The organism is Pseudoduganella lurida, assembly GCF_007830455.1.
GTDB classification, from domain to species: domain Bacteria; phylum Pseudomonadota; class Gammaproteobacteria; order Burkholderiales; family Burkholderiaceae_D; genus Rugamonas; species Rugamonas lurida.
In genome coordinates, this window is record NZ_VLLB01000001.1 from 97,710 (window position 1) to 116,619 (window position 18,910).

The window sequence follows — 18,910 nt, forward strand, 5'->3', positions numbered from 1 at the left end:
TGTATTAAGTTCGCTTCGATGTAACCGAATTACATTCGATGGGCTTGTGTGGCAGGGCCAAGGCAAGTGCGACATTACGAACCCATATAGGGGTTGCGTTCAATACGAACGTCTCGCCCAAGCCCGCCAGCAGCAGTGTTGTGCCCATTACTTCTGCGATCGCCGTAGCAGCCTTCGGCGGCACTAGGTTGCCGATGTGCTCCCGCCATACGCTGTCGCTCATCCCATCCAGCAGCAGGTACTCTTCGGGCTCGATCAGCGACTGCAGCGCGGCTAGTTCGAGCGTCGTGAACGGCCGGTGCCAGGTGCCGTCCAGCGCGCGGATGATGGCGACCGTCTTCTGGTCCGGCGCCGGAAGCCCATCGATGCGCGGATCTGCGACAGACCAGCGACCGTTGTCCTGGCGCGCGGCCGCACTGACGGCACCGGAGGCTGACTCCCACGGCACCACCCCGTAGTGGCCGCCGGTCAAATACGCATCGCCGGCCACGCGGCGCATGCCGGTACGCGGGTCTGCAACGGCAACGGCTCCCTGGCCAGTGGTGCTGCCGGCGATCACCGTGCCGGTTGCCTCGTCCCACCTGGTGATCGCATACTTTCCGAACAGCTCGCGCGCTGGCGGCCGCGGATCCTGCACCGCGAACATTCCCTGTCCGGGCGACTTCACGTTGATGACGGCGCCCATCGTCTCGCCCCACCCGCACACGCCGTATTGGCCGCAGTCGTATGTGCCCGAATCGAAGCGCGGATCCGCCACGCACGCGCCGCTGCCGTGCGCTCCGGAGACGACGCGCGCTGGCTCGTCCCATTGGCCCACGCGCAGCTCGTTGCTGTGCTTCGCTGGACCCATGTGACGCGGATCGGCCACGGCGAAGTTGCCGCAAGTCGGCGCGCCACGGCTGGTCACGGTGCCGGTCGGCTCCGTCCAACGGTTCACACCGAGCGTGCCGCCGTGCATTTCCGGCACCAGCAGGTAGTCGCGCAGGTGTCCGTTCTCGACCGCTAAGCGGTTCAAGGAGCGCCAGTCGCTGCCGGCCTCGACGAACGCCAGCCGCACCCACGTTTTCCACTGCAGGCGCGGGATCCGGTGCATCGGGCCGGCCGCCGCGTCGCCGGGCATCGGCATGCGGCCCAGCACATCGCCGACGGCCTGCAGACGTTTGCGCTCCGGCTCGTACAGGAACGCCGGCACCTTCTCGGTGTGGCGCGCCACCAGCAGGAAGCGCTTGCGGCTCTGCGCCAGGCCGCCCAGCTCGCCGCAGTCGTGCGTCGTCTCGGCCACCGCGTAGCCGTACCGGCGCAGCAGCTGACCGATCTGATCCAGCAGGTGCCGGCCGCGCGTGGCCAGGCGGGGCACGTTCTCGAAGACGATCAGGTCGACCGGGTCGTTGCCCCAGGCCTCGCACATGAGCCAGATGCAGCGAAGCGTCAGCTCGTTCAGCGCCTGGTACTTCGCCGTCTGGCTCATCTTCTCCGACAGCAGCCCGCTGGCGCCCTTGCACGGGCTGCTGATGAACACGACGTTCGGCCGCTCGTTGCCGGCCGCCCGCTGGATGTCGGCCGGTCCCATTTCGCGCCACCCGGCCGGCGGCTTTTTCCCGTGGAACGCGGTGTACTGCGCACGGGTGAACAGGTCCATCACCGTGCCGGGCGTGCCCACCAGGCGATCGAAGTCGCGAATGGCCGATGGCGAGACGTCGACGCCGCCGAGGCAGCGGAAGCGGGCGGACACGTTGCCCACGCGCGGGTGCGCAGCGTTGAAGCCTTTGGCCGCGCCGCCGATGCCGCAGCAGAAGTGGAAGTGCGTGATCTCGCGGGTCATGTGTACATCACGGGGCATTACGATTCTCCTATCAAATCCATCTGCCGCGGGTCCACCGCGGTCTCTACATACACAACCACCTCGCCGAACTGGTCGATCGAATCGCAGTCGCGCAGGCCGCGCAGCACGGCTTCGGCAGCGGCCACCCGGCACACAGCAGCTGGCTGGCGGTGGAACAGGCAGCCGTGACAGTTCAGGCCGCGGTTGTCCTCGTCGTCGACCAGCGGCCGCTCGACGTGGTTGAACTGCATGCGGCGAGGATCCATCACTGCTGCGCGCTGCTCGCGCGAGCCTGCTGGTACCGCAGGAAGCGCCGGCGGATCCGCTCGTGCCAGCGCGCCTCGGCGGCCGCGTCGCGGTCCAGCTCGCTGCGCGACGTCACCTCGCACAGCTCACGGACCTTCGCCGCGGCGGCCGCCTCGCTGCTGACGCCCAGGCAGGCCTGGAACTCGGGCTCGCGGCAGCGCAGCGCAGTCCACACGGACGGCTTCTGCGTCGTCATGCCGGCTGCTCCTCGTCGGCGCCGTCGACCACCTCGATCACGTCGGCCTTCTTCTCATACGGGTACTTCGCCGCGTGCGGCTTGATGTGCTTGTAGAAGTGGCTGCCGATCGACTCAGCTGCGGCGAACTCCTCGAACGCCGCGGCGTCAAAGTTCTGGTAGTGGTACACGCTGCCCGGGCCGGTACGGCCCTTGAACTGAATGGCCAGGGTGTTGCTGTCTGCGCTGTGGCCGATGGCCGCGATTTGCGACGAATCGACCGGCAGCATTTCGATATCGTGGAGGATGGGCATGTCGTTCTCCTGTGGTGGTGGAATTAGGCCGCGGCGTACTGCTGGTTGCGAACGGCGTCGATGTGGTCGATCAGTGCCGCGCAGATGGCGGGGAAGTCGGCCTCGTGGTACAGCACTGCGGCGCGCTCGCGGCCGGCAGCCGTGAAGCCCAGCGTGGTCAGGAAGGCAGCGGTTATGCTGAAGCCGAGGCGTGTGCCGATCTGGCCCAGGCGCAGCACAGGCTCGGCCGCTGCGTTACCCGTGGTTTGCCCGGCCATCACTGGCCGCCCTCCAGCGCAGCGCGGCGCTCCGTTGCCAGGGCTTCCAGTTTGGTGCGCTCAGTGCTGGGCGGCGCAGTGCGCAGCTCATCGACGAGGATGTCGAGCACATCGAGATCAGCGCACTGGCTGATGCGGCTGAACATCGTGTCGTAGTCGACTGCGAAGTCCGCGCCGGTGCCGGCCTGGTCGGCGGGCGGCGCTGCGTCGTGGCCCAGCTCCTGCGGCGGCTCAACTTCGGCGAAATTGCCGTCGATGACGGCGCTATTCTGCTGGCTGACGCCAGCATCGGCCTGCTCGTCAAGGCCTACGGCCTGCTGCATTTCGATCGACACCGGCAGGAATTTAAACAAACGGCGCACGACAGATTTCAGTGCCATGGCCGCATAGTCAGTTACCCATGGCCCGTTGTCGGCTGACTTACTGCGCGCGCGGATGCCGTCGACCTCGGCGCGCGACATCACGTCGAACTGCACGCCGCCGTCCTTGAGCTTCGCCACTGCGTACACGAAGCGCAGCTTGTCAGGCTGTGTGCGGTTCGGATTCTGCCAGTCAGGCGTGTGCGTCAGCTTGGAATCCAGGCCCAGCTCGCAATCGAATTGGTCGCCTTCATACACGCCGCGCGCTTCGATGCTGATGATTTGGCCGCTGCGGCGTGCCAGGTCGATCATCCCCCGGTAGCCGATGATCACCTGCGCTTCGGTGCCCACTGTCTCCCAACGGCCGCCGACCTTCTGGCGCTTGTCGAAGGGCAGGATGTAGGCGTGGCCCAGCGCGTTGCCTGGCTCCAGGCCCAGCTGCGCGCACTGAATGACAGCACCCAGGAACGACATGGGGTCGCACTGTGCAAGCTTCGGGATCTTGCGCATTTCCGTAGTGGCGATGCGCGCCATGCGCTCGGCCGTCATGTGGCGCGGCAGCGCAACCTTGAGCTGCGACTGCACGGCCGGGCTGGCCATTAGCTGCGCCAGATCCTTCGGCTTCTCGGCTTTCGCAGGCTGGCCAGTAGTGATGGCCTTCAATTGGGATGTGCTCATTTATGCTTGCTCCTTCAGTTTGGCCAGTCGGAAGTCGACGTAGCGGGTTGCGTCGTAGTTGACGGTGTAGGCCTTCTTGCTGATGACCTTGCGGGTGAAGGCCATGCCGTCGGCGAATTTGATGGCGGCCGCGCTGCCCATTTCAGCGAGCAGGTGGGCTTTGGCGCCGGCCAGGATGGCTTCGTAGTGGTCGCGCATCTCGGCGGCCGTGCCGATCACGGCGCGCCAATGCTCATGCATCGCGGTCGCGTCGATGACCGTGCCATCCGTGCCCGGATACAGACGCTTGATGGTGTCGATGATGTCCTTGTGCTCGTAGTCCAGCGGAGGCTGCACCTTCGGCAGCACGTACTTCGTCCAGAACTCAGCGGCCCGGGCCCGCATGGCCTCGATCAACTCGTCGTCGCGCTCGACCACGTACGGCTTGAGGTCATCGCCGATCAGCGCGAACACGCGGCAGCGACTAGCGGTGCGCACGCCCATGCCGTGCTGCACCTGGGCGACGTAGTGCAGCGGCAGGTTGTCGGTGCCGTGCTCGCCCCATTCCTTCATCTTGAATGGATGCACAGTCTTGATCTCACCGTTCTCGACCTCGCCCGTGTCTGGATCGCGGTATTCGAAATCGATCTCGGCGGCCATGTACGGCAGCTCCGCGTCGATGTAGCGGTTATTCGCCGCGACGATCTCCAGGCCGTGTTCCTCGCGGATCATGTCGAGGATGTACGGTTCCAGGCGCGAGCCGCGGCGCTTTGCTGCTGCGTTCTGGCCGCTCTCGGCGCGCGGCTTGATTTTGTCCAGCCACAGGTCCACGACGTTGCGGTATGGGCTCACGCCCAGGATTGCGGCGATGTCGCTGCCGCCGAGGTATTTCATGCGGTCGTAGGTGGTCGGATCGACGATTGCATTCATGGTCATTCCTAGAAATCGTTGAACAGGCTGTGGAAGGCGCGGGCCAGCGCGTGGCGCGGCTCCATGCCAACACGGCGGAACAATCTGTACTTCGTCCGGATGTAGCGGCCGGCGCCGATGGCGTTACCGATCACGTTGAGCTCTCGGTGAGCTCCAGGCGCTCCTCGATCAGGTGCAGACAGAGCGCGCGTTCCCGCACCAGCTGGCGCGTGGCTTCCTCGCGCAGGACCTGCAGGCCTTCGATCGTCTCGCTGTTGCGGGCCAGCGCGCGGCGGTTCAGGTGCAGGCGGACCGGGCGCAGGGCTTTGCGCACCATGCGGCGCGTGATGCGGGTGAGGGCGGTCATGCGACACCTGCAGCACGGAGGGCAGCGTTGGCAGCCACGCGCGCAGCGTCGTAGCGCGCCTCGGCCCTGTTCTCGTCGGCGGCCGTGGCGTCTGGGTGGCCGAGTGTGTTGCCCAGTGCGACACCAGCGCGGAAGTACTCGAGCAACGCATCGTGGGTGTTGCAGGCGCGGACGATGAAGGCAGCGTTGCGCGGCGCGATCGATTCCGCGATCAGGTGGCCACCGTAGTACGCCACCGCATCACTGCCGCCGATCTCCGGCACCGCTTCGTCCGCGACTACCGCGCCGGTGCTGGTCCCTGCGCCGATGCGCCACGGCGTTTTCGTGTGTTCCATCGTGCTGCTCCCTGTTCTGGCCGGCGCCGCCGGCGGTTGTTGGTGGGGGTGCCGGTCTATTCCCGACTGCCAGGCGTTGGGCGCCACCCAGGGGTTCAGCTAGACATTTATGGGGACCGTCTTGAGAACCCTCTAACCGTCATCCAGTCCCAATAAGCACTCGCTGGAATGCGCTTATCGGGGTGCCTGTCTGTTCCAGGCTGCCAGGGCATTCGAGATCCCACTCCGTCAACTTCCTGACCCGACTGCAGGGCAAGACGCACGTTGTACGGGGTGCGCCGCTCCGCTCTCTCAAACCAGCACGCTGTCCAGCAGCCGGTCGTGTGCCGCGCGCTCGGCGCGGTCCTCGATGTCGTTGGCCACGCGTTCACGCTCCAGGCGCGCCAGCTCGGCGCGGGCCCGCTCTTCGGCCTCGGTCCACACCAGGTCATTGATCACTGCTTGCAGGGGATTGCGGCCGGCGGCCGTGGCCTTGATCAGCGCGGCCAGCGCGTTCTCGTCGGACAGGTAGTCGCTCAGGGCCATGTCAATGACCGTCGTGTTGTTCGGTTCGCCGGCCTTCAGCGCAGCCATGATCGTGGCGTGCTGGGCGCGCGTGACTTCTGTCAGCTTTTCGTCGTACTGCTCATCGGTGGGGGTGGTGCGGGGCATGGTGGTCTCCGGTTCAGTTCGTCTCATCTACAACGCTAGGTTACAACTACAAAGTTGTAATTGCAAGAGAAAGTTGTAGAAAAAATCGTTCGAAGGCGCGGAGGTGGGGCAGGTTGAATTTATGGCGGAAAAAAAGCTCGCGTGCTGCGAGCTATGGGGCCCCGCATAGCGGGGCTTGAAAGACATGGCAGACCACAAGTCGGGCTGCGCAAATGTTGGGGGAGGCGTGGCGGTGGACGCCGCGCCCAAGGCTACTTAAGTGTGACTTCCGCAGTTCGCGATCATGTATTGGATCGACTCTTTATAGCCATTCATGTCGATGTCTTCGATCAATGTGCTACCCAGAATGGTCATTGTCTGTAACCGGACACGCTTAGATTCGTAAATCCTGTCATAGCTATGCGAAAGGTCAGCGGCGCTGATTTTACCCTCCATTTCTGTTGCTAACCGGAGCTCGTCTGCCGGCGCATCGTCGACGCGAAGTTGATAAGCCTTTATCCCGCCGCGCCCCTTAAAACTGACGTATAGCTTCCCTGGATTCCCCTGGATTGTCCACGCACCTTCATAGAGCGCAGTACAGTTCTTCCTATCTGTCATTGCGTCCTGCTTTTGAATAACGTGCCATTTTCCTGATGCAAATACTTCGCCGTCTTTTTTCATGGCAGGTGCAACAGATTGCGGTAGTGGAACGGCTGCGGGTGCGGACTGAGCCACGGGTGCAGATACGTCCGCCTTTGCCGGGTCCTTGGCCGCTTTGTCGTAGCATGCCAATCGAGCTTTATCGGTTTTAATCGATAGGCAATTTGCACTCGAAGCGGATGCAGATGATGCTACTGCATACGCAGCAATGAGTATAAATTTATATTTCATAACACCCCTTATCCGGCATCGTGGCGTGCCGTTGCGCCTCCCCGCGCAATGCGAGGATTACTTGCTGTCTCTGCCACGCGGTATACCCATAAAGCCGCGGACGATCCAGCCAATTGCGGCCACGGTAAGCCAGTACACAAATAAAGCCAAGCCGAGGTAGCCCGCACCTCTTTCAATGTTTGCCCAACGTGCGCGCGAATATTCTTCGGCCGCATCGGAGTAATCTTGGGGCGTGGGGATGTATGCATCCGCTATACTAGCCGTGAATTCGATTACCTCCGAACTATATGGCCCATTGAAATAAGTGTATTTAGTGTCGCTTTTATAGGCAATTCCTCTGGAGGTCCCTTCATGAGCTATAGAAAGGAAGCAGAACTTTATATAGAAGCTTTTTCCGTCTGGAGTATTGTGATTCCTGCTTTGACTGGCATCCAAACCTATTCGGCAATTGTCTCCAGATTTTATCAGCGTCCTCCCGACGTCTGTAACTGCGTAGTTGAGTTCCACAAAAGGCTTATCAATTACAATAGCGATAAAGGAGCCTATTAAAATTAGGCCTGCAAAAATAAGCGCGACACGTCTGCTTCCTTCAAAGATGTTCATCTAGAAAATCCTTAGAGCCCACCGGTGCCACTTCTATCCCGCACGCGACCGATGACAGTGATGTGCTCGTTCGCCAGCTCGGCTGGCACTTCCTCATCCCGGTACGACGGGTTCACGCTGCGCAGCACCAGCGTGCCATCGAGGCGTCGGCTCAGGTACTTCACACGCAGCTGATCTCCGTAGCGCAGCGCATAGAGCCGTCCATCGGTAACCTCCGTCTCATCCAGGTTCACCAGGATCGTGTCGCGTGCGAATAGCATCGGCTCCATGCTGTCGCCTGTCACGCGGAAGCGCCGCACTCGATCAGGGTTGATGCCGTGCTTCTGGAACCAGCTGCGCCGGTATGTGGCTGGCTCGTGCTCGTCTACCAATTCGTAGTTGATGTGACCGTTCCCACCTGAAAATTTGATCCGCGACTCGGGCACCAGGACCACGTCGTCAGGCACCCCGTCCTCGGGATCCCGAGCGATTACGGCTGAGTGCACCGCAGGCTGGTCTCGCGGCGCTTGCCGCTTCTCGCCGACACGCGCGCTATCGAAGATCGATTGATCGCGTGCTTCCAACTTGATCAGCGCAATGTCGCGCTCGCGTCGCCGGGTTGCATCGCTGCCGAACTTCAGCTCCGAAGGCGATACGCCCAGGAAGAGGGCTGCTGCATCCAGATTGGCGCCGCGGGGCTCCGTCACGCCTGACATCCATTTCTGAACGGCCTGCGGCGTCACGCCGACAGCGCGTGCCATTTCTGACTGGTTGCCGCCGTTCTTGGCTTGCAAAAGTTCAGTTAGTCGAATTGCCATTGTTTCCATTCAGAGATATTACAAGTTTCCGTTGTAGCGAGCACTGCAAAAAAAAGTTGTAGCTACAACCGTATTGATGTAACCTTGGGTTGTAACCAACCAACCGTGGAGACCCATGGAAACCGGAATCGCAAAAGCCATCCGTATCGCGGGCAGTCAGACCGCTCTCGGCAATCTTCTCGGCCTGACACCGCAGGCCATTCAAAAGTGGGCCGCGCAGGGTGCCGTGCCGGGCGAGCGCTGCCGCGATGTGGAGTCTGTCCTCGATGGCCAGGTCACCCGCTACGAACTGAATCCTGCGGTGTTCGGGGAGGCTCCTGCCCCTGTATCGCAGTAGCACCCAGCCCACTGTAACCCCTGAAATCCTGAACCACGACCACTAGGAGCAACACCATGGAAGAGCTCTACAGCATTTATCCGAAATGGCGCTTGCGCCTGCTTCACCTCTTCGCGAAGGCCCTGGGCGTGCTGGTTCACGTGCGGGGTTGCCCGTTTGGCTCGGTTCGGCTCTACCGCCGGTCGCCGGAGGGGAATCCAGCGAACCGCACTGGGGCTGGCGGTAGCCCGAACAGCATTACCGCCTCCAGCGAGCCTGAATGAACTCTGGCGCCGGCTCCATAGCGTTGTGCCACCAGGCGTCCGCTGCGTCGATGACGAGGATCCTGTCGTTGCTACTGGCTACTGCGGAAACGAATTCCTCAGCCAATTTTGCCGACAGCGACGACTTCACATAGAACAGCGACGCCTGGACGCGGACAGCCTCACCGAGAGCATTGATGGCAGCAATGACCCGTTTGTAATTTTGAATCGGCACATCAAGGTCATAGGCCACGAAAAGATTATTAGCCACGGGTGATTCCTTTCAAAAAAGTTGTTGTTGGGGAATGACAATTTAGCACGACTGGGATCACCCACCCGAACGACCCATCCACCCTCGTAACCCGCACCACCAAGGAGAAAACCATGAGCCTCAACCCACGAACGCGCACTGAATGCCTGGAAACCCTGCTGAGCCCTACCGAGATGACCGGCTTCGCCGGCCTGTGCAACCTGCTCGGCGTCTCGAAGAGCGCGCACAGCCGCAGCCTCATCAACAACGCCGTGCGCACGCATGGTATCTCCCAGGTGCCAAAGGGGGAATCCCGAGGATGTCCGGGTCAAGGCCGGATGCCGAGCCGGGCCAGCGCCGTAAAGGGCATGGTCAGCGCGCGGAGGAATTTTTAATGGCTTCCGGCTGCGCCAGGTATCGACGAAAAAATAGCCCGGCGAGCGTCCGGGCCATGACAGGAAACGACATGAAAAATTTACCACCGGATCACCCGGCAGCCACGAAGGTCATTGCGAAGGCATGCACCTGGGTGGATCGCCGGAAGGCCGCGCAGTGCGCGCCAGTGGAAGAGAAAGCACGCGCGGCAGGCAAGCTCAAGGTGAGCGGCAACGAGCTGGCCGAGGCGGTTGAGAAGTATCGCCGGGCAGGGGAGGGCTGCTGATGGCTGATCCAGTCATTTCACGCGCCATGATCGAGGCGAAAGCCCGCTCGGCATTCGCGCGGGGCGCCGGCCGCGAAGATCATGGCTTCAACTGGCACGCGCACGCCATCGCCGTCTGGCAGGAGGAGTGGGATCGCTGCGAACGCGATAGGCTGCTCGACGAGGTCGTCGACATCGCTGATGCATGCCCGAACGAACCTGCGGCCATCGAGGATGCGAGGCAGCGGATCGCCGCCAATATCCACGCTGCCGGCGTCTCGTACGGGGTGCGGCCATGACCACGCCGAAAACCAACCGCAAGAGCGGCTTCCCGGCCGTGCATCTGCTCGAAGAAATCGCCCAGCTGCTGGCCGAGGGCCCGCGCACGTCGAACGAGCTCGTGGCCATCACCGGCTACACGAAGGTGACCTGCTGCACGCGCCTCAAGCAGCTGGAAGCCTCTGGCCAGGCATACCGCGTCGTGGCGCAGGCCTCGGTGACCTGGTACGCCGGGCGCAAGCCTGCCGCGGACACGGCCGCGATCATTCCTCGCCAACCCACGGTGCGCGATTACCCGGTGATCGGCCGCCGCGACATGCTGGTGCAGGCGTTCTTCGGTGCGCCGCGGGAGTGCCGGGCATGACGACCACGAACGCTATTGAGGCACCGGCGCGCCCGGTGCTGCGCTACCACGGTGGCAAGTTCCGCCTGGCGCCGTGGATCCTCTCCTTCTTCCCACGCCACACCGTCTACGTCGAACCGTTCGGCGGTGCCGCGTCCATCCTGCTGCAGAAGCCCCGCGTAGGCGCCGAGTGCTACAACGACCTCGACTCGACGGTCGTGAACCTGTTCCGAATCCTGCGGGACCCCGCGCTCGCGCTCGAGCTGCAGCACCTGGTGGAAATGACGCCGTTCGCGCGGGACGAGTTCGACTGGGCATATGAGCCGGCCGTCAGCGACATGGACCTCGCGCACAAGACCATCATCAAATCCTTCATGGGCCACGGCTCCGACTCGGCCACGCGCAGCTGCAGGACCGGTTTCCGATCGAAGTTGACCGACGGCCGCGTGCTGCCGGCCGTGGAGTACTCGACCTGGTCGCATGCCATCCCGGACTTCACACGGCGCCTCCGCGGTGTCGTCATCGAAAACCGCAACGCGTTCGAGGTGATCGAGCGCATGGATTCGCCGTCGACCCTGATCTACGCGGACCCCCCGTACTGCCACAGCACGCGCTCCGCGATCATGGGCCGCTCTGCGAAGACGCACGGCTACCGGCACGAGATGAGCGACGACGACCATCGCCAGCTGGCCGCAGTACTGCACGCGGCGCAGGGCATGGTGGTGCTGTCCGGCTATCCCAGCGATCTGTACGACCGCGAGCTTTACCCGGACTGGATCCGTCACGAGCGCCGGCACGTCGCCGACGGCGGCCGCATGCGCATGGAAGTCGTCTGGATCAACCAGGCATGCGCCAGTGCGCTCGAACAGCAGGCCGCCCAACAGCGGATGTTCGTATGAATCCCGCCGACCTCTCCGCGCTGGCGGCACCGCTCACGCCCGCCGACTGCAACCTCCAGGACTTCGCCTTCATGCCACTGGACGTCGTGCGGCTGCGCGATAGCGACCTGGCCGTGACCGCCGAGGCCGACGAGTTCCGCTGCGCAGTGCTGCTGTGGTGCGCCGCGTGGCACCAGGTGCCGGCCGCAAGCCTACCTGACGACGACAAGGTGCTGGCCCAGTACGCCGGCTATGGCCGCGTCGTGAAGGCGTGGCAGAAGGTCCGGGCAGGTGCGCTACGCGGCTGGATCAAATGCGCAGACGGCCGCCTGTATCACCCTGTCGTCGCCGAAAAGGCCAACGAGGCCTGGATGGCGAAGCTGCGACAGCGCCTGAAAACCGAGTGCGCGCGCATTAAAAAGCACAACGAGCGGCACGGGACAAGCATCCCGTTTCCCGATTTCGATAGTTGGTTGTCATCAGGTTGTCCCACGGGACAGCCGCTATTTGTCCCTAGCGACAAACCCAAGGTGTCCCAGGGACAGACTCGCAGTGTCACCGGTGAAAAGCAATCCAAGGGACAGGGAGAGGGACAGGGACAGTTAACTACAAACCCAGAGAGCGGCGGCTCATCGGACAGTACTCGCGAGGACTACGACGACGACCGGCTGCCGCCTCGCCCAACGCTCGCCGGCGTCGACCCGAGCATGCGTGCCGTCGCCATCGCCACGCTGCTGACCGGCGCGGGGGTGAGGAAGGTCACGGCCTTCCATCCGGACGTCGCCGTGACCTGGGCGCAGGACGAGCGCGTCACCGACGTGCTGCTGCTCGACGCCGTGAAGCGGGCCAGGGAATCGCTGGGCGACGAGCCGTTCCACGTGCCGTACCTGAAGCCGATCGTGGTCGAGCTGCTGAACCCGCCGCCACCGAAGCCTGCGAAGCCAAAGGCCGACGACTGGGCCTGGAAGCGCAGCAACCAGGGCATCGACGCCAAGGGCCGTGAGCTCGGCCTGTTCGCCCGCGGTGGCGAGACCTACCCCGACTTCGCTGCACGCATCCAGGCAGCCATCGACAAACGCAAGGAGGCCGCATGAACCACGGACACGAAGACCGCATCGCCGAACGCCCGCAGCACCTTTGCGCCGCCTACGGCTGCCCGCTGATCGGCTCGATGTCGAGCAGCACGACCGGCAGCACGGAGTGGTGGTGTTTCGCCCACTTCGGCGCCAACGCCGGCAAGCTGCAGGCCATCACGTCCGAGATGCATCGCCTGCGCTGGCTGTCGATGGCCGTGCACGACGTGCGTCACCACCCACCTGGCACCGCTGAATCGCGCGCCGCATTCCAGATGATCGAGCGGCAGCTGACGGCGCACCAGCGGCCGGATCTGCTGTGGAAGCGCAAGGCCGATCACCACAGCGGCGGCGAAGCCCGCAGCACCTGGTTGGCACGCTTGGAGAGCGCGCTGCGCCACGAGCTGAGCCCCGTGCTGGACTCGTCGGCCTACAACCCGACCATGCCGGCTGGAGGAGGCGAGGTAGCGACGTTTTCGAAGGTCGGCTTCGACATGCCAGCGTGATGACTGAGACCATTTCGCGCGCAAGGCGCACCACCGGGAGGAATCGCATGAACGAACAGCACCCCATCGACGACATCGTGCAGGGCGTGGCCGAGCTGGCGCACAGCGTTGGTCTCGAGGTCTACGGCCTGGTCGATACGCCGGGGTTCGTGAGCGTGCCCATGGTCTTCGGGCCGCTCGACTCGATCGCCATCCTGGCCGACTTGCTGCTCGAGCGCATCGAGCCAACCCCGCGCCGGTACCGCGGCCGGCGTGTCGGCGCAACGGCGTGCCGGATCCAGCGGACGGCGAAGCACGACGGCGATTCGATCGTGGTCCCGGCCGGCACCGCACCGCTTACCGACGACGTCCTCGTCATCGGGCTGCCGCTGCGCGAGGGCGATAGCCAGGAACGAATTACACCCGGCACCGCGCCGGGCACCACAACGACAAGGAGAACCACCCCATGACCATCCTCGCCATCGATCCGGGGACCACGCAATCCGGCTTCTGCATCTACGACGGCGACCGCGTGATCGATTCCGGCGTGCTCGATAATGCCGACATGATGCTGCTGGTGCAGCAGTGGCCCGCCAAGCACCTCGCGATCGAGATGATTGCCTCGTACGGCATGGCCGTCGGCCGCGAGGTCTTCGAAACCTGCGTGTGGATCGGCCGCTTCCAGCAGGCCTGGCGTGACCCGCGCGCCGTGGAGCTGGTCTACCGCAAGGACGTGAAGATCCACCTATGCGGCACGACCAAGGCCAAGGATCCGAACGTGCGCCAGGCGCTGCTCGACATGTTCCCGCGCACCGGTGGCGGCAAGACGCCGCAGATCGGCACGAAGGGGCGGCCGGGCCCGTTGTTCGGCGTGTCCAGTCATGCGTGGCCAGCGCTGGGCGTGGCCGTCACCTTGCTGGCACGTCGCGCGCGGCAGCTGGGGGGAGCAGCTTGACGGAACGCCGCGATATCGGATCCAGGCTGGAGAACTGGTCCCGCTGGGCGCTGACCCGCGAGCGCCGGCCTGCCGCCAGCCAGACGGGCGCCATCTGCGACGCGATGCGCAGGGCAGCGGAGGGCTCAGCATCGTCGACGCTCGAGCGCCGAACCATCGATGAGGACGACGCTTGGCTGCTCGAGCGCGCGATGCCGAAGCTGGAGACGAAGCACCGGCTGATGCTGTGGTGGTGCTACATCCGCCAGGCGCCGCCAGAGGTGGTGTGCCGGAAGACGGGGATTCCGCAGCGGCCGGCGACCGAGTTCGTGAGCGCATTCCGGCAGGCACAGGCTGCGGTAGAATGCTTCGTCGCGAACATTGACGAGAACGAATGCGTACAAAAATGACACTCCAGCTATCCGAGCGATCGCTGCAAACGCTTCAGTTTGCATTGCAAGTCGCATCTGTCGAGACCGAGAAGTCGCTGGCGAAAGCAGTTTTCGCCAGTGATCGGGAGTGGATCCAAACTTGTCAGGACAGGCAAAGTGCAATCGAACAGGCCCGCGCTGAGCTGCAGCTGCAGCGCCAAGTAGCTCCCGCCGCTGAAATTCCTTAGCCCACGAAACTACGCCGGCCACCACCGGGTGGTCGCTACATTGCGACTACTGGAATTCGCATTGGCTCCCAACTTTGGTTAAAATTGCATTCCCAATTCACGTAACGTTTGCCGAGCGCATGCGTAATTAATCAAGGGATGAGCGATGAACAATGACAGTAGTGGCCCGGCCTTTCCGACCCAGACCTGTTCGGTATTTTGCTTAGATGCCAGCGGCGAAAAGGTTGAAGTGCAGCGGCCTGGTTGCGACGGCATGTCACTGCGTGACTATTTCGCATCGAAGGTGTTGGCCAGCTTGATCGTAGCCCCTGGTTTGAGTTTTGATAATTCGATGGCTCCGGAATTGGCTCGGCTGAGCTATGTACTCGCTGACGCAATGTTGTTCGCCCGCAACGAAGGGGTTGAGAACGTGCAATAGTCATTGACGTCGCCCGTCATCTAGTTTAAATTTCCTACCTACAACTTATTTCCGTCGTTCAAGACGCGTCCGGGGTGCCAGATTGGCAGCCCCCGGCGTCTTCAGGGAAAAACAAGGCCCCGCGATCAGCAATGACGCGGGGCTTTTTGCTTCAGTCCCTCACCAGAATCGCTATGTCGGCCGCGATGGACTGCGTGTGACCCACGATCTCACGAACGACCTGTTTCAGCTCCTCCTGGAATTGATCCTTCCGCAAGCCGTTGGGGAAGCGTTGCGCGAGATCTGTCAGGGCCTCGTGCCTCACCTTGTACGCAAACAGTAGTTCGTTGTAGTCCATCAATCCTCCGAGATCAGTTGGCAAAAGCTCAACAGTAACACGACCAAGGGACACATCATGGCGACCACTACGCACCCCAGCAAGGAATCGGTGCGCGAGTGGCTTGACCGCCGCACCTGGTCGCCCGAGCCCCCACCCTCGCCGGAAGAGATCCGGCACGAACTGGGCTGGGACCTGATCCCCGAATGCCGGCGGCCTGGCCGCCAGAAAGACCTATGAGCATGCCCGTCGACGCCGACCGCCGCTGGGTGCTCGTGCTGCTGCAACTGGTGCACACCCGGGTCGCCATCATCGGGCCACCGATACGAATCGAGTCTCCTTGCCCTGCCGGTCAGCGGGGTTTCACAGGTCCGGCAGTGCCAGGAAGCACGCCGGACCTTCTTTTTTGACCGAACCGCATGACGCGAAGCGCCTATAAACCGTCGATCGCCGCGAAGTTCTGCGCCGCCGTCGCGGAGGGCGACAAGAGCATCCGGACCATCTGCAAGATGCCCGGCATGCCCAGCAAGGCCACCGTGTTTCGCTGGCTGGCCGAGCACGAGGATTTCCAGAAGCTGTACGAGCTGGCGAAGGACGAGCAGGCCGAGACCTTCGTCGACGAGGTCGTGGAGATCGCTGACAACGCGAAGGGCACGAAGATCGGCGTGGCCAAGGCCAAGCTGCAGATTTACGCGCGCATCGAAGCGGCGCAGAAGATGAAGCCGCGCAAGTACGGTCGGCAGCAGGGTGGTGGCGCCGGCGAAGGCGACAAGCCTGAAGACCTGGCCGGGCAGATCCGCGCGCTGGTCGCAGCTGCAGGCGCTGTAACCGGAACACCAGATGAAAATTCCTGATCGGCTTTACCCGCTGCGCTATCACCCGGTGCAGCACGCATACGAGCACAGCAAGGCGATTTACAACGTCGTGCCGGCCGGCCGCCGGTCGGGCAAGACCGAGAAGGCGAAGCGGAAGGTGTTCAAGCACCTGTGGATCCCGAAGCCCTGGCCGGATCCGCGCTACTTCTGCGCGGCACCGACGCGTGACCAGGCGCGCCAGATCTACTGGGACGACCTCAAGCGGATGATCCCCGAGCAGCTGCGCGCGGAGACGTCCGAGACTTATATGATGATCCGCACGATCATGGGCAGCGAGGTGTTCGTGATCGGCATGGATAAGCCGCAGCGGATCGAGGGCCGGCCCTGGGATGGCGGCATCCTGGACGAGTACGCGGACATGAAGGCCGGCGCCTGGGGTGAGAACGTGCAGCCTGCGCTGGCCGACCGGGATGGATGGTGTGACCTGATCGGCGTACCCGAGGGGCGGAACCACTACTACGACACGTACCAGTACGCCAGGGACAGCGGCGATCCGGACTGGGCGGCCTTCACCTGGCTGTCGTCGGACATCCTGCCCGCGAAGGTAATCGAGCGTGCGCGCCGCAGTCTTGACGAGCTGGTGTACCAACAGGAGTACGAAGCGAGCTTCGTGAACTTCCTGGGCCGCATCTACTACCCGTTCCTGCACGCCACACACTGCAGCAGCGAGCTGACCTACGACAGCGGCAAGACGCTCGTCTTCTGCTTCGACTTCAACGTGGACCCTGGCATCGCGGCTGTGTGCCAGGAGCAGCGCATGCCGGGGCAGTACGAGCGGAACGACGAGGGCGTGATGCTGCTGAACCGGCCGATCTACGGCACGGGCGTGATCGGTGAGGTCTGGATCCCGCAGAACAGCAACACGGTGGCCGTGTGCCGGCGGCTGCTGAAGGACTGGGGCGACCACCAGGGTGCGGTGATTTGCTACGGCGATGCCACCGGCGGCAGCCGCGGCTCGGCCAAGGTGCTGGGCAGCGACTGGGACCTGATCAAGGACACGCTGCGCAACGGCGACGACGAGTTCCGTGGCTTCGGCGATCGCGTCGAGTTCCGCGTCTCCAGCTCCAATCCGGCGGAGCGCGCCCGCGTGAACGCCGTGAACACCAGGTGCAAGAACAACGCCGGCGAGATCCGCCTGATGGTCGACCCGAAGGCTGCGCCGCACGTCGTGCGCGACTTGGAGGGCGTCACCGCGCTGCCTGGCGGCAGTGGCGAGATCGACAAAAAGAGCAACCGGGAGCTGACGCACATCTCCGACGCCCTGGGCTACTACGTGGCGAAGGAATACCCGATCTACAACAACCGGCTGGGCCAGGCCGAGCTGCAAGGATATTGACCATGCCCATCTACACCCCGCACGCGCAGTGCGAAAGCGCGCTGGCCGTCTGGCGGAAGTGCCGCGACGTGATCGCCGGCCAGGAGGCCATGCACGAGCGGTCACGCGCCATGACCTACCTCCCGAAGCTGAAGGGCGAGAGCAAGGAGGACTACAGCCGGCGCCTGGCGCGCAGCGTGTTCTTCAACGCCACCTGGCGCACGATCGACGGCCTGAACGGCATGCTGTTCCGGAAGGCGCCGGGCGTGAAGGTCTCGGCGATCACGGAGCCGATGCTGGCGGACGTCACGCAGTCCGGCATGAGCCTGACCACGCTGGCGAAGGAAGTCGGCAAGGAAGCGATGTCGGTGGGCCGCATTGGCCTGCTGGTGGACTACCCGCGCGCACCGGCAGGCGACATGACCGTGCAGCAGGCGCAGGCGCTGGGCATGCGACCGAAGATGAGCATGTACAAGGCAGAGGCCATCACCAACTGGTCTACCGGCTGGGTGGCCGGCCGCACGCTGCTCACGCGCCTGGTGCTGGAGGAGTGCCACGAGTACTGCGACCCGAACGACAGGTTCGTGACGCTGAGCGAGGCGCGGTGGCGCTGTCTCGAGCTGGTGGCCGGCGATGATGGCCTGGTCGTGCAGGTGACGGTCGAGCGCAAGGTCGCAGACAGCGACAAGGGCGAGACGGAAGTGGTCGACGCGTTCGTGCCGCTGAAGAACGGTAAGCCGCTGCGCGAAATCGAGTTCGTGTTCATCAGCGCCGACAGCACGCAGCCGCACATTGAGCTGCCACCGCTGATCGACCTGGTGAACATGAACATCAGCCACTACCAGAGCACGTCGGACGTGGAGCACGGCGCACACAAGACGGCTCTGCCGCAGCCGTATGCCACCGGCATCAGCGAGGGCGAGAAGATGCCAACGTTCTACATGGGCGGCGGGAACATCTGGCTGCACCCGAACCCGGAAGGCACGTTCGGGATGCTGGAATACGCTGGCCAAGGCCTGGCCGCGATCGAGACGCGCATCGAGGTCAAGGAGCGCCAGATGGCCGTGCTGGGCGCGCGCATGCTGGAGCAGCAAAAGGCCGCCGCCGAAACCGCGGAAGTGGCCGGGATGCACCGTTCGGGCGAACAGTCGTCGCTGGCCACCATGGCCGACACGATCGACGCCGGCATGGTGCGGGCGCTGAAGTGGTTCGACGAATGGGCGGGCGGTACCGGCGACGTGGCCTTCGACCTGAACAAGGAGTTCCTGCCGGTGAACCTGTCGGCGCAGGAGCTCACGGCTCTGGTGGCGGCCTGGCAGTCGGGCGGCCTGTCCGACCAGGAGCTGTTCGGCAAGCTGCAGCGCGGCGGCGTGATCGCCGACGGCGTGACGTTCGAAGAGCACAGCGCCCAGGTCGAGAACTCGCGCCCGGCCAACATGCCGCAGCCGGTGGCGGCCCCGGTCGCGGCGCCGGCGGAGTAACGC

Annotated in this window: 32 protein-coding genes; 16 read left to right on the forward strand and 16 right to left on the reverse strand. The window is 63.7% G+C overall.

Features of this window, described 5'->3' with window-relative positions; translation table 11 throughout:
• Window positions 1-4: 4 nt before the first annotated feature.
• The 14 genes from IP91_RS00410 to IP91_RS00470 all read right to left on the reverse strand — a co-directional run bounded on the left by IP91_RS00410 (window position 5) and on the right by IP91_RS00470 (window position 8,422).
• Window positions 5-1,822: a DNA cytosine methyltransferase gene (locus IP91_RS00410; protein ID WP_199754459.1), complete on the reverse strand. Its 1,818-nt coding sequence runs from the start codon at window positions 1,820-1,822 to the stop codon at window positions 5-7.
• Window positions 1,823-1,839: 17 nt separating this feature from the next.
• Window positions 1,840-2,073 (reverse strand): hypothetical protein, encoded by a 234-nt coding sequence (locus IP91_RS00415; protein WP_145646691.1) that lies wholly within the window; start codon window positions 2,071-2,073, stop codon window positions 1,840-1,842.
• A gap of 14 nt (window positions 2,074-2,087) precedes the next feature.
• Window positions 2,088-2,324 (reverse strand): hypothetical protein, encoded by a 237-nt coding sequence (locus IP91_RS00420; protein ID WP_145646693.1) that lies wholly within the window; start codon window positions 2,322-2,324, stop codon window positions 2,088-2,090.
• Window positions 2,321-2,617 carry a KTSC domain-containing protein gene (locus IP91_RS00425; protein WP_145646695.1) on the reverse strand — a complete coding sequence of 99 codons (297 nt, stop codon included), beginning with the start codon at window positions 2,615-2,617 and terminating at the stop codon, window positions 2,321-2,323. The genes IP91_RS00420 and IP91_RS00425 overlap by 4 nt, the downstream gene beginning before the upstream one ends.
• A 23-nt stretch (window positions 2,618-2,640) precedes the next feature.
• Complete coding sequence (locus tag IP91_RS00430; RefSeq protein ID WP_145646697.1) at window positions 2,641-2,874, reverse strand: hypothetical protein; 234 nt, start codon at window positions 2,872-2,874, stop codon at window positions 2,641-2,643.
• Window positions 2,874-3,911 (reverse strand): recombination protein RecT, encoded by a 1,038-nt coding sequence (gene recT, locus IP91_RS00435; protein WP_145646699.1) that lies wholly within the window; start codon window positions 3,909-3,911, stop codon window positions 2,874-2,876. Before recT ends, IP91_RS00430 begins: the two co-directional genes overlap by 1 nt.
• Window positions 3,912-4,820 carry a YqaJ viral recombinase family nuclease gene (locus IP91_RS00440; protein ID WP_158643036.1) on the reverse strand — a complete coding sequence of 303 codons (909 nt, stop codon included), beginning with the start codon at window positions 4,818-4,820 and terminating at the stop codon, window positions 3,912-3,914.
• Window positions 4,821-4,828: 8 nt separating this feature from the next.
• Entirely contained in the window at window positions 4,829-4,954 is a 126-nt protein-coding gene (locus tag IP91_RS26590) for a hypothetical protein (protein WP_259772433.1), read from the reverse strand.
• Window positions 4,951-5,166, reverse strand: a complete 216-nt coding sequence (locus tag IP91_RS00445; protein WP_145646703.1) for a hypothetical protein — start codon at window positions 5,164-5,166, stop codon at window positions 4,951-4,953. The genes IP91_RS26590 and IP91_RS00445 overlap by 4 nt, the downstream gene beginning before the upstream one ends.
• The gene (locus IP91_RS00450; protein WP_145646705.1) at window positions 5,163-5,501 is read right to left on the reverse strand and encodes a hypothetical protein; all 339 of its coding nucleotides are present in this window, start codon (window positions 5,499-5,501) and stop codon (window positions 5,163-5,165) included. The genes IP91_RS00445 and IP91_RS00450 overlap by 4 nt, the downstream gene beginning before the upstream one ends.
• A gap of 291 nt (window positions 5,502-5,792) precedes the next feature.
• Window positions 5,793-6,152 (reverse strand): hypothetical protein, encoded by a 360-nt coding sequence (locus IP91_RS00455; protein WP_145646707.1) that lies wholly within the window; start codon window positions 6,150-6,152, stop codon window positions 5,793-5,795.
• A 255-nt stretch (window positions 6,153-6,407) separates the two neighbouring features.
• Complete coding sequence (locus tag IP91_RS00460; protein ID WP_145646709.1) at window positions 6,408-7,022, reverse strand: hypothetical protein; 615 nt, start codon at window positions 7,020-7,022, stop codon at window positions 6,408-6,410.
• A 57-nt stretch (window positions 7,023-7,079) separates the two neighbouring features.
• Window positions 7,080-7,625, reverse strand: coding sequence for a hypothetical protein (locus IP91_RS00465; RefSeq protein WP_145646711.1), 546 nt, complete (start codon window positions 7,623-7,625; stop codon window positions 7,080-7,082).
• A gap of 11 nt (window positions 7,626-7,636) precedes the next feature.
• Window positions 7,637-8,422 carry a LexA family transcriptional regulator gene (locus IP91_RS00470; protein WP_158643037.1) on the reverse strand — a complete coding sequence of 262 codons (786 nt, stop codon included), beginning with the start codon at window positions 8,420-8,422 and terminating at the stop codon, window positions 7,637-7,639.
• Window positions 8,423-8,537: 115 nt separating this feature from the next.
• Between IP91_RS00470 and IP91_RS00475 the strand changes: the two genes are divergently transcribed.
• The gene (locus IP91_RS00475) at window positions 8,538-8,759 is read left to right on the forward strand and encodes a transcriptional regulator (RefSeq protein ID WP_145646715.1); all 222 of its coding nucleotides are present in this window, start codon (window positions 8,538-8,540) and stop codon (window positions 8,757-8,759) included.
• A 56-nt stretch (window positions 8,760-8,815) separates the two neighbouring features.
• Entirely contained in the window at window positions 8,816-9,022 is a 207-nt protein-coding gene (locus IP91_RS00480) for a hypothetical protein (RefSeq protein ID WP_145646717.1), read from the forward strand.
• On the opposite strand, the gene IP91_RS00485 is transcribed toward IP91_RS00480, so the two are convergent.
• Entirely contained in the window at window positions 8,997-9,272 is a 276-nt protein-coding gene (locus tag IP91_RS00485; RefSeq protein WP_145646719.1) for a hypothetical protein, read from the reverse strand. The two genes, IP91_RS00480 and IP91_RS00485, sit on opposite strands and share 26 nt — an antisense overlap.
• A 113-nt stretch (window positions 9,273-9,385) precedes the next feature.
• Between IP91_RS00485 and IP91_RS00490 the strand changes: the two genes are divergently transcribed.
• From IP91_RS00490 to IP91_RS00540, 11 genes are all read left to right on the forward strand, one after another.
• Window positions 9,386-9,646, forward strand: a complete 261-nt coding sequence (locus IP91_RS00490) for a hypothetical protein (protein WP_145646721.1) — start codon at window positions 9,386-9,388, stop codon at window positions 9,644-9,646.
• Window positions 9,647-9,717: 71 nt separating this feature from the next.
• Complete coding sequence (locus IP91_RS00495) at window positions 9,718-9,912, forward strand: hypothetical protein (RefSeq protein WP_145646723.1); 195 nt, start codon at window positions 9,718-9,720, stop codon at window positions 9,910-9,912.
• Window positions 9,912-10,190 carry a hypothetical protein gene (locus tag IP91_RS00500; protein ID WP_145646726.1) on the forward strand — a complete coding sequence of 93 codons (279 nt, stop codon included), beginning with the start codon at window positions 9,912-9,914 and terminating at the stop codon, window positions 10,188-10,190. The genes IP91_RS00495 and IP91_RS00500 overlap by 1 nt, the downstream gene beginning before the upstream one ends.
• A complete protein-coding gene (locus tag IP91_RS00505) occupies window positions 10,187-10,534 on the forward strand; it encodes a helix-turn-helix domain-containing protein (RefSeq protein WP_145646729.1) in 348 nt (115 codons plus the stop codon). Before IP91_RS00500 ends, IP91_RS00505 begins: the two co-directional genes overlap by 4 nt.
• A complete protein-coding gene (locus IP91_RS00510; RefSeq protein ID WP_145646731.1) occupies window positions 10,531-11,412 on the forward strand; it encodes a DNA adenine methylase in 882 nt (293 codons plus the stop codon). The genes IP91_RS00505 and IP91_RS00510 overlap by 4 nt, the downstream gene beginning before the upstream one ends.
• A complete protein-coding gene (locus IP91_RS00515) occupies window positions 11,409-12,485 on the forward strand; it encodes a DUF1376 domain-containing protein (RefSeq protein WP_145646734.1) in 1,077 nt (358 codons plus the stop codon). Before IP91_RS00510 ends, IP91_RS00515 begins: the two co-directional genes overlap by 4 nt.
• Entirely contained in the window at window positions 12,482-12,970 is a 489-nt protein-coding gene (locus IP91_RS00520) for a hypothetical protein (protein ID WP_145646736.1), read from the forward strand. The genes IP91_RS00515 and IP91_RS00520 overlap by 4 nt, the downstream gene beginning before the upstream one ends.
• A 47-nt stretch (window positions 12,971-13,017) precedes the next feature.
• The gene (locus IP91_RS00525) at window positions 13,018-13,419 is read left to right on the forward strand and encodes a hypothetical protein (protein WP_145646739.1); all 402 of its coding nucleotides are present in this window, start codon (window positions 13,018-13,020) and stop codon (window positions 13,417-13,419) included.
• A complete protein-coding gene (locus tag IP91_RS00530) occupies window positions 13,416-13,904 on the forward strand; it encodes a hypothetical protein (protein WP_229473713.1) in 489 nt (162 codons plus the stop codon). Before IP91_RS00525 ends, IP91_RS00530 begins: the two co-directional genes overlap by 4 nt.
• Window positions 13,901-14,293: a hypothetical protein gene (locus IP91_RS00535; RefSeq protein WP_145646741.1), complete on the forward strand. Its 393-nt coding sequence runs from the start codon at window positions 13,901-13,903 to the stop codon at window positions 14,291-14,293. The genes IP91_RS00530 and IP91_RS00535 overlap by 4 nt, the downstream gene beginning before the upstream one ends.
• A 354-nt stretch (window positions 14,294-14,647) precedes the next feature.
• Entirely contained in the window at window positions 14,648-14,920 is a 273-nt protein-coding gene (locus tag IP91_RS00540; RefSeq protein WP_145646743.1) for a hypothetical protein, read from the forward strand.
• Between the two features lie 151 nt (window positions 14,921-15,071).
• Here the strand turns inward: IP91_RS00540 and IP91_RS00545 are convergent, their stop codons facing one another.
• Entirely contained in the window at window positions 15,072-15,257 is a 186-nt protein-coding gene (locus IP91_RS00545) for a hypothetical protein (protein ID WP_145646746.1), read from the reverse strand.
• A gap of 398 nt (window positions 15,258-15,655) precedes the next feature.
• Between IP91_RS00545 and IP91_RS00550 the strand changes: the two genes are divergently transcribed.
• The 3 genes from IP91_RS00550 to IP91_RS00560 are packed head-to-tail and all read left to right on the forward strand — an operon-like array spanning window position 15,656 to window position 18,907.
• The gene (locus IP91_RS00550; RefSeq protein WP_145646748.1) at window positions 15,656-16,090 is read left to right on the forward strand and encodes a terminase small subunit-like protein; all 435 of its coding nucleotides are present in this window, start codon (window positions 15,656-15,658) and stop codon (window positions 16,088-16,090) included.
• Entirely contained in the window at window positions 16,077-17,447 is a 1,371-nt protein-coding gene (locus IP91_RS00555) for a terminase large subunit domain-containing protein (RefSeq protein ID WP_145646750.1), read from the forward strand. The genes IP91_RS00550 and IP91_RS00555 overlap by 14 nt, the downstream gene beginning before the upstream one ends.
• 2 nt (window positions 17,448-17,449) lie before the next feature.
• Window positions 17,450-18,907, forward strand: coding sequence for a DUF4055 domain-containing protein (locus IP91_RS00560; protein ID WP_145646752.1), 1,458 nt, complete (start codon window positions 17,450-17,452; stop codon window positions 18,905-18,907).
• The last annotated feature ends 3 nt before the right edge of the window (window positions 18,908-18,910 follow it).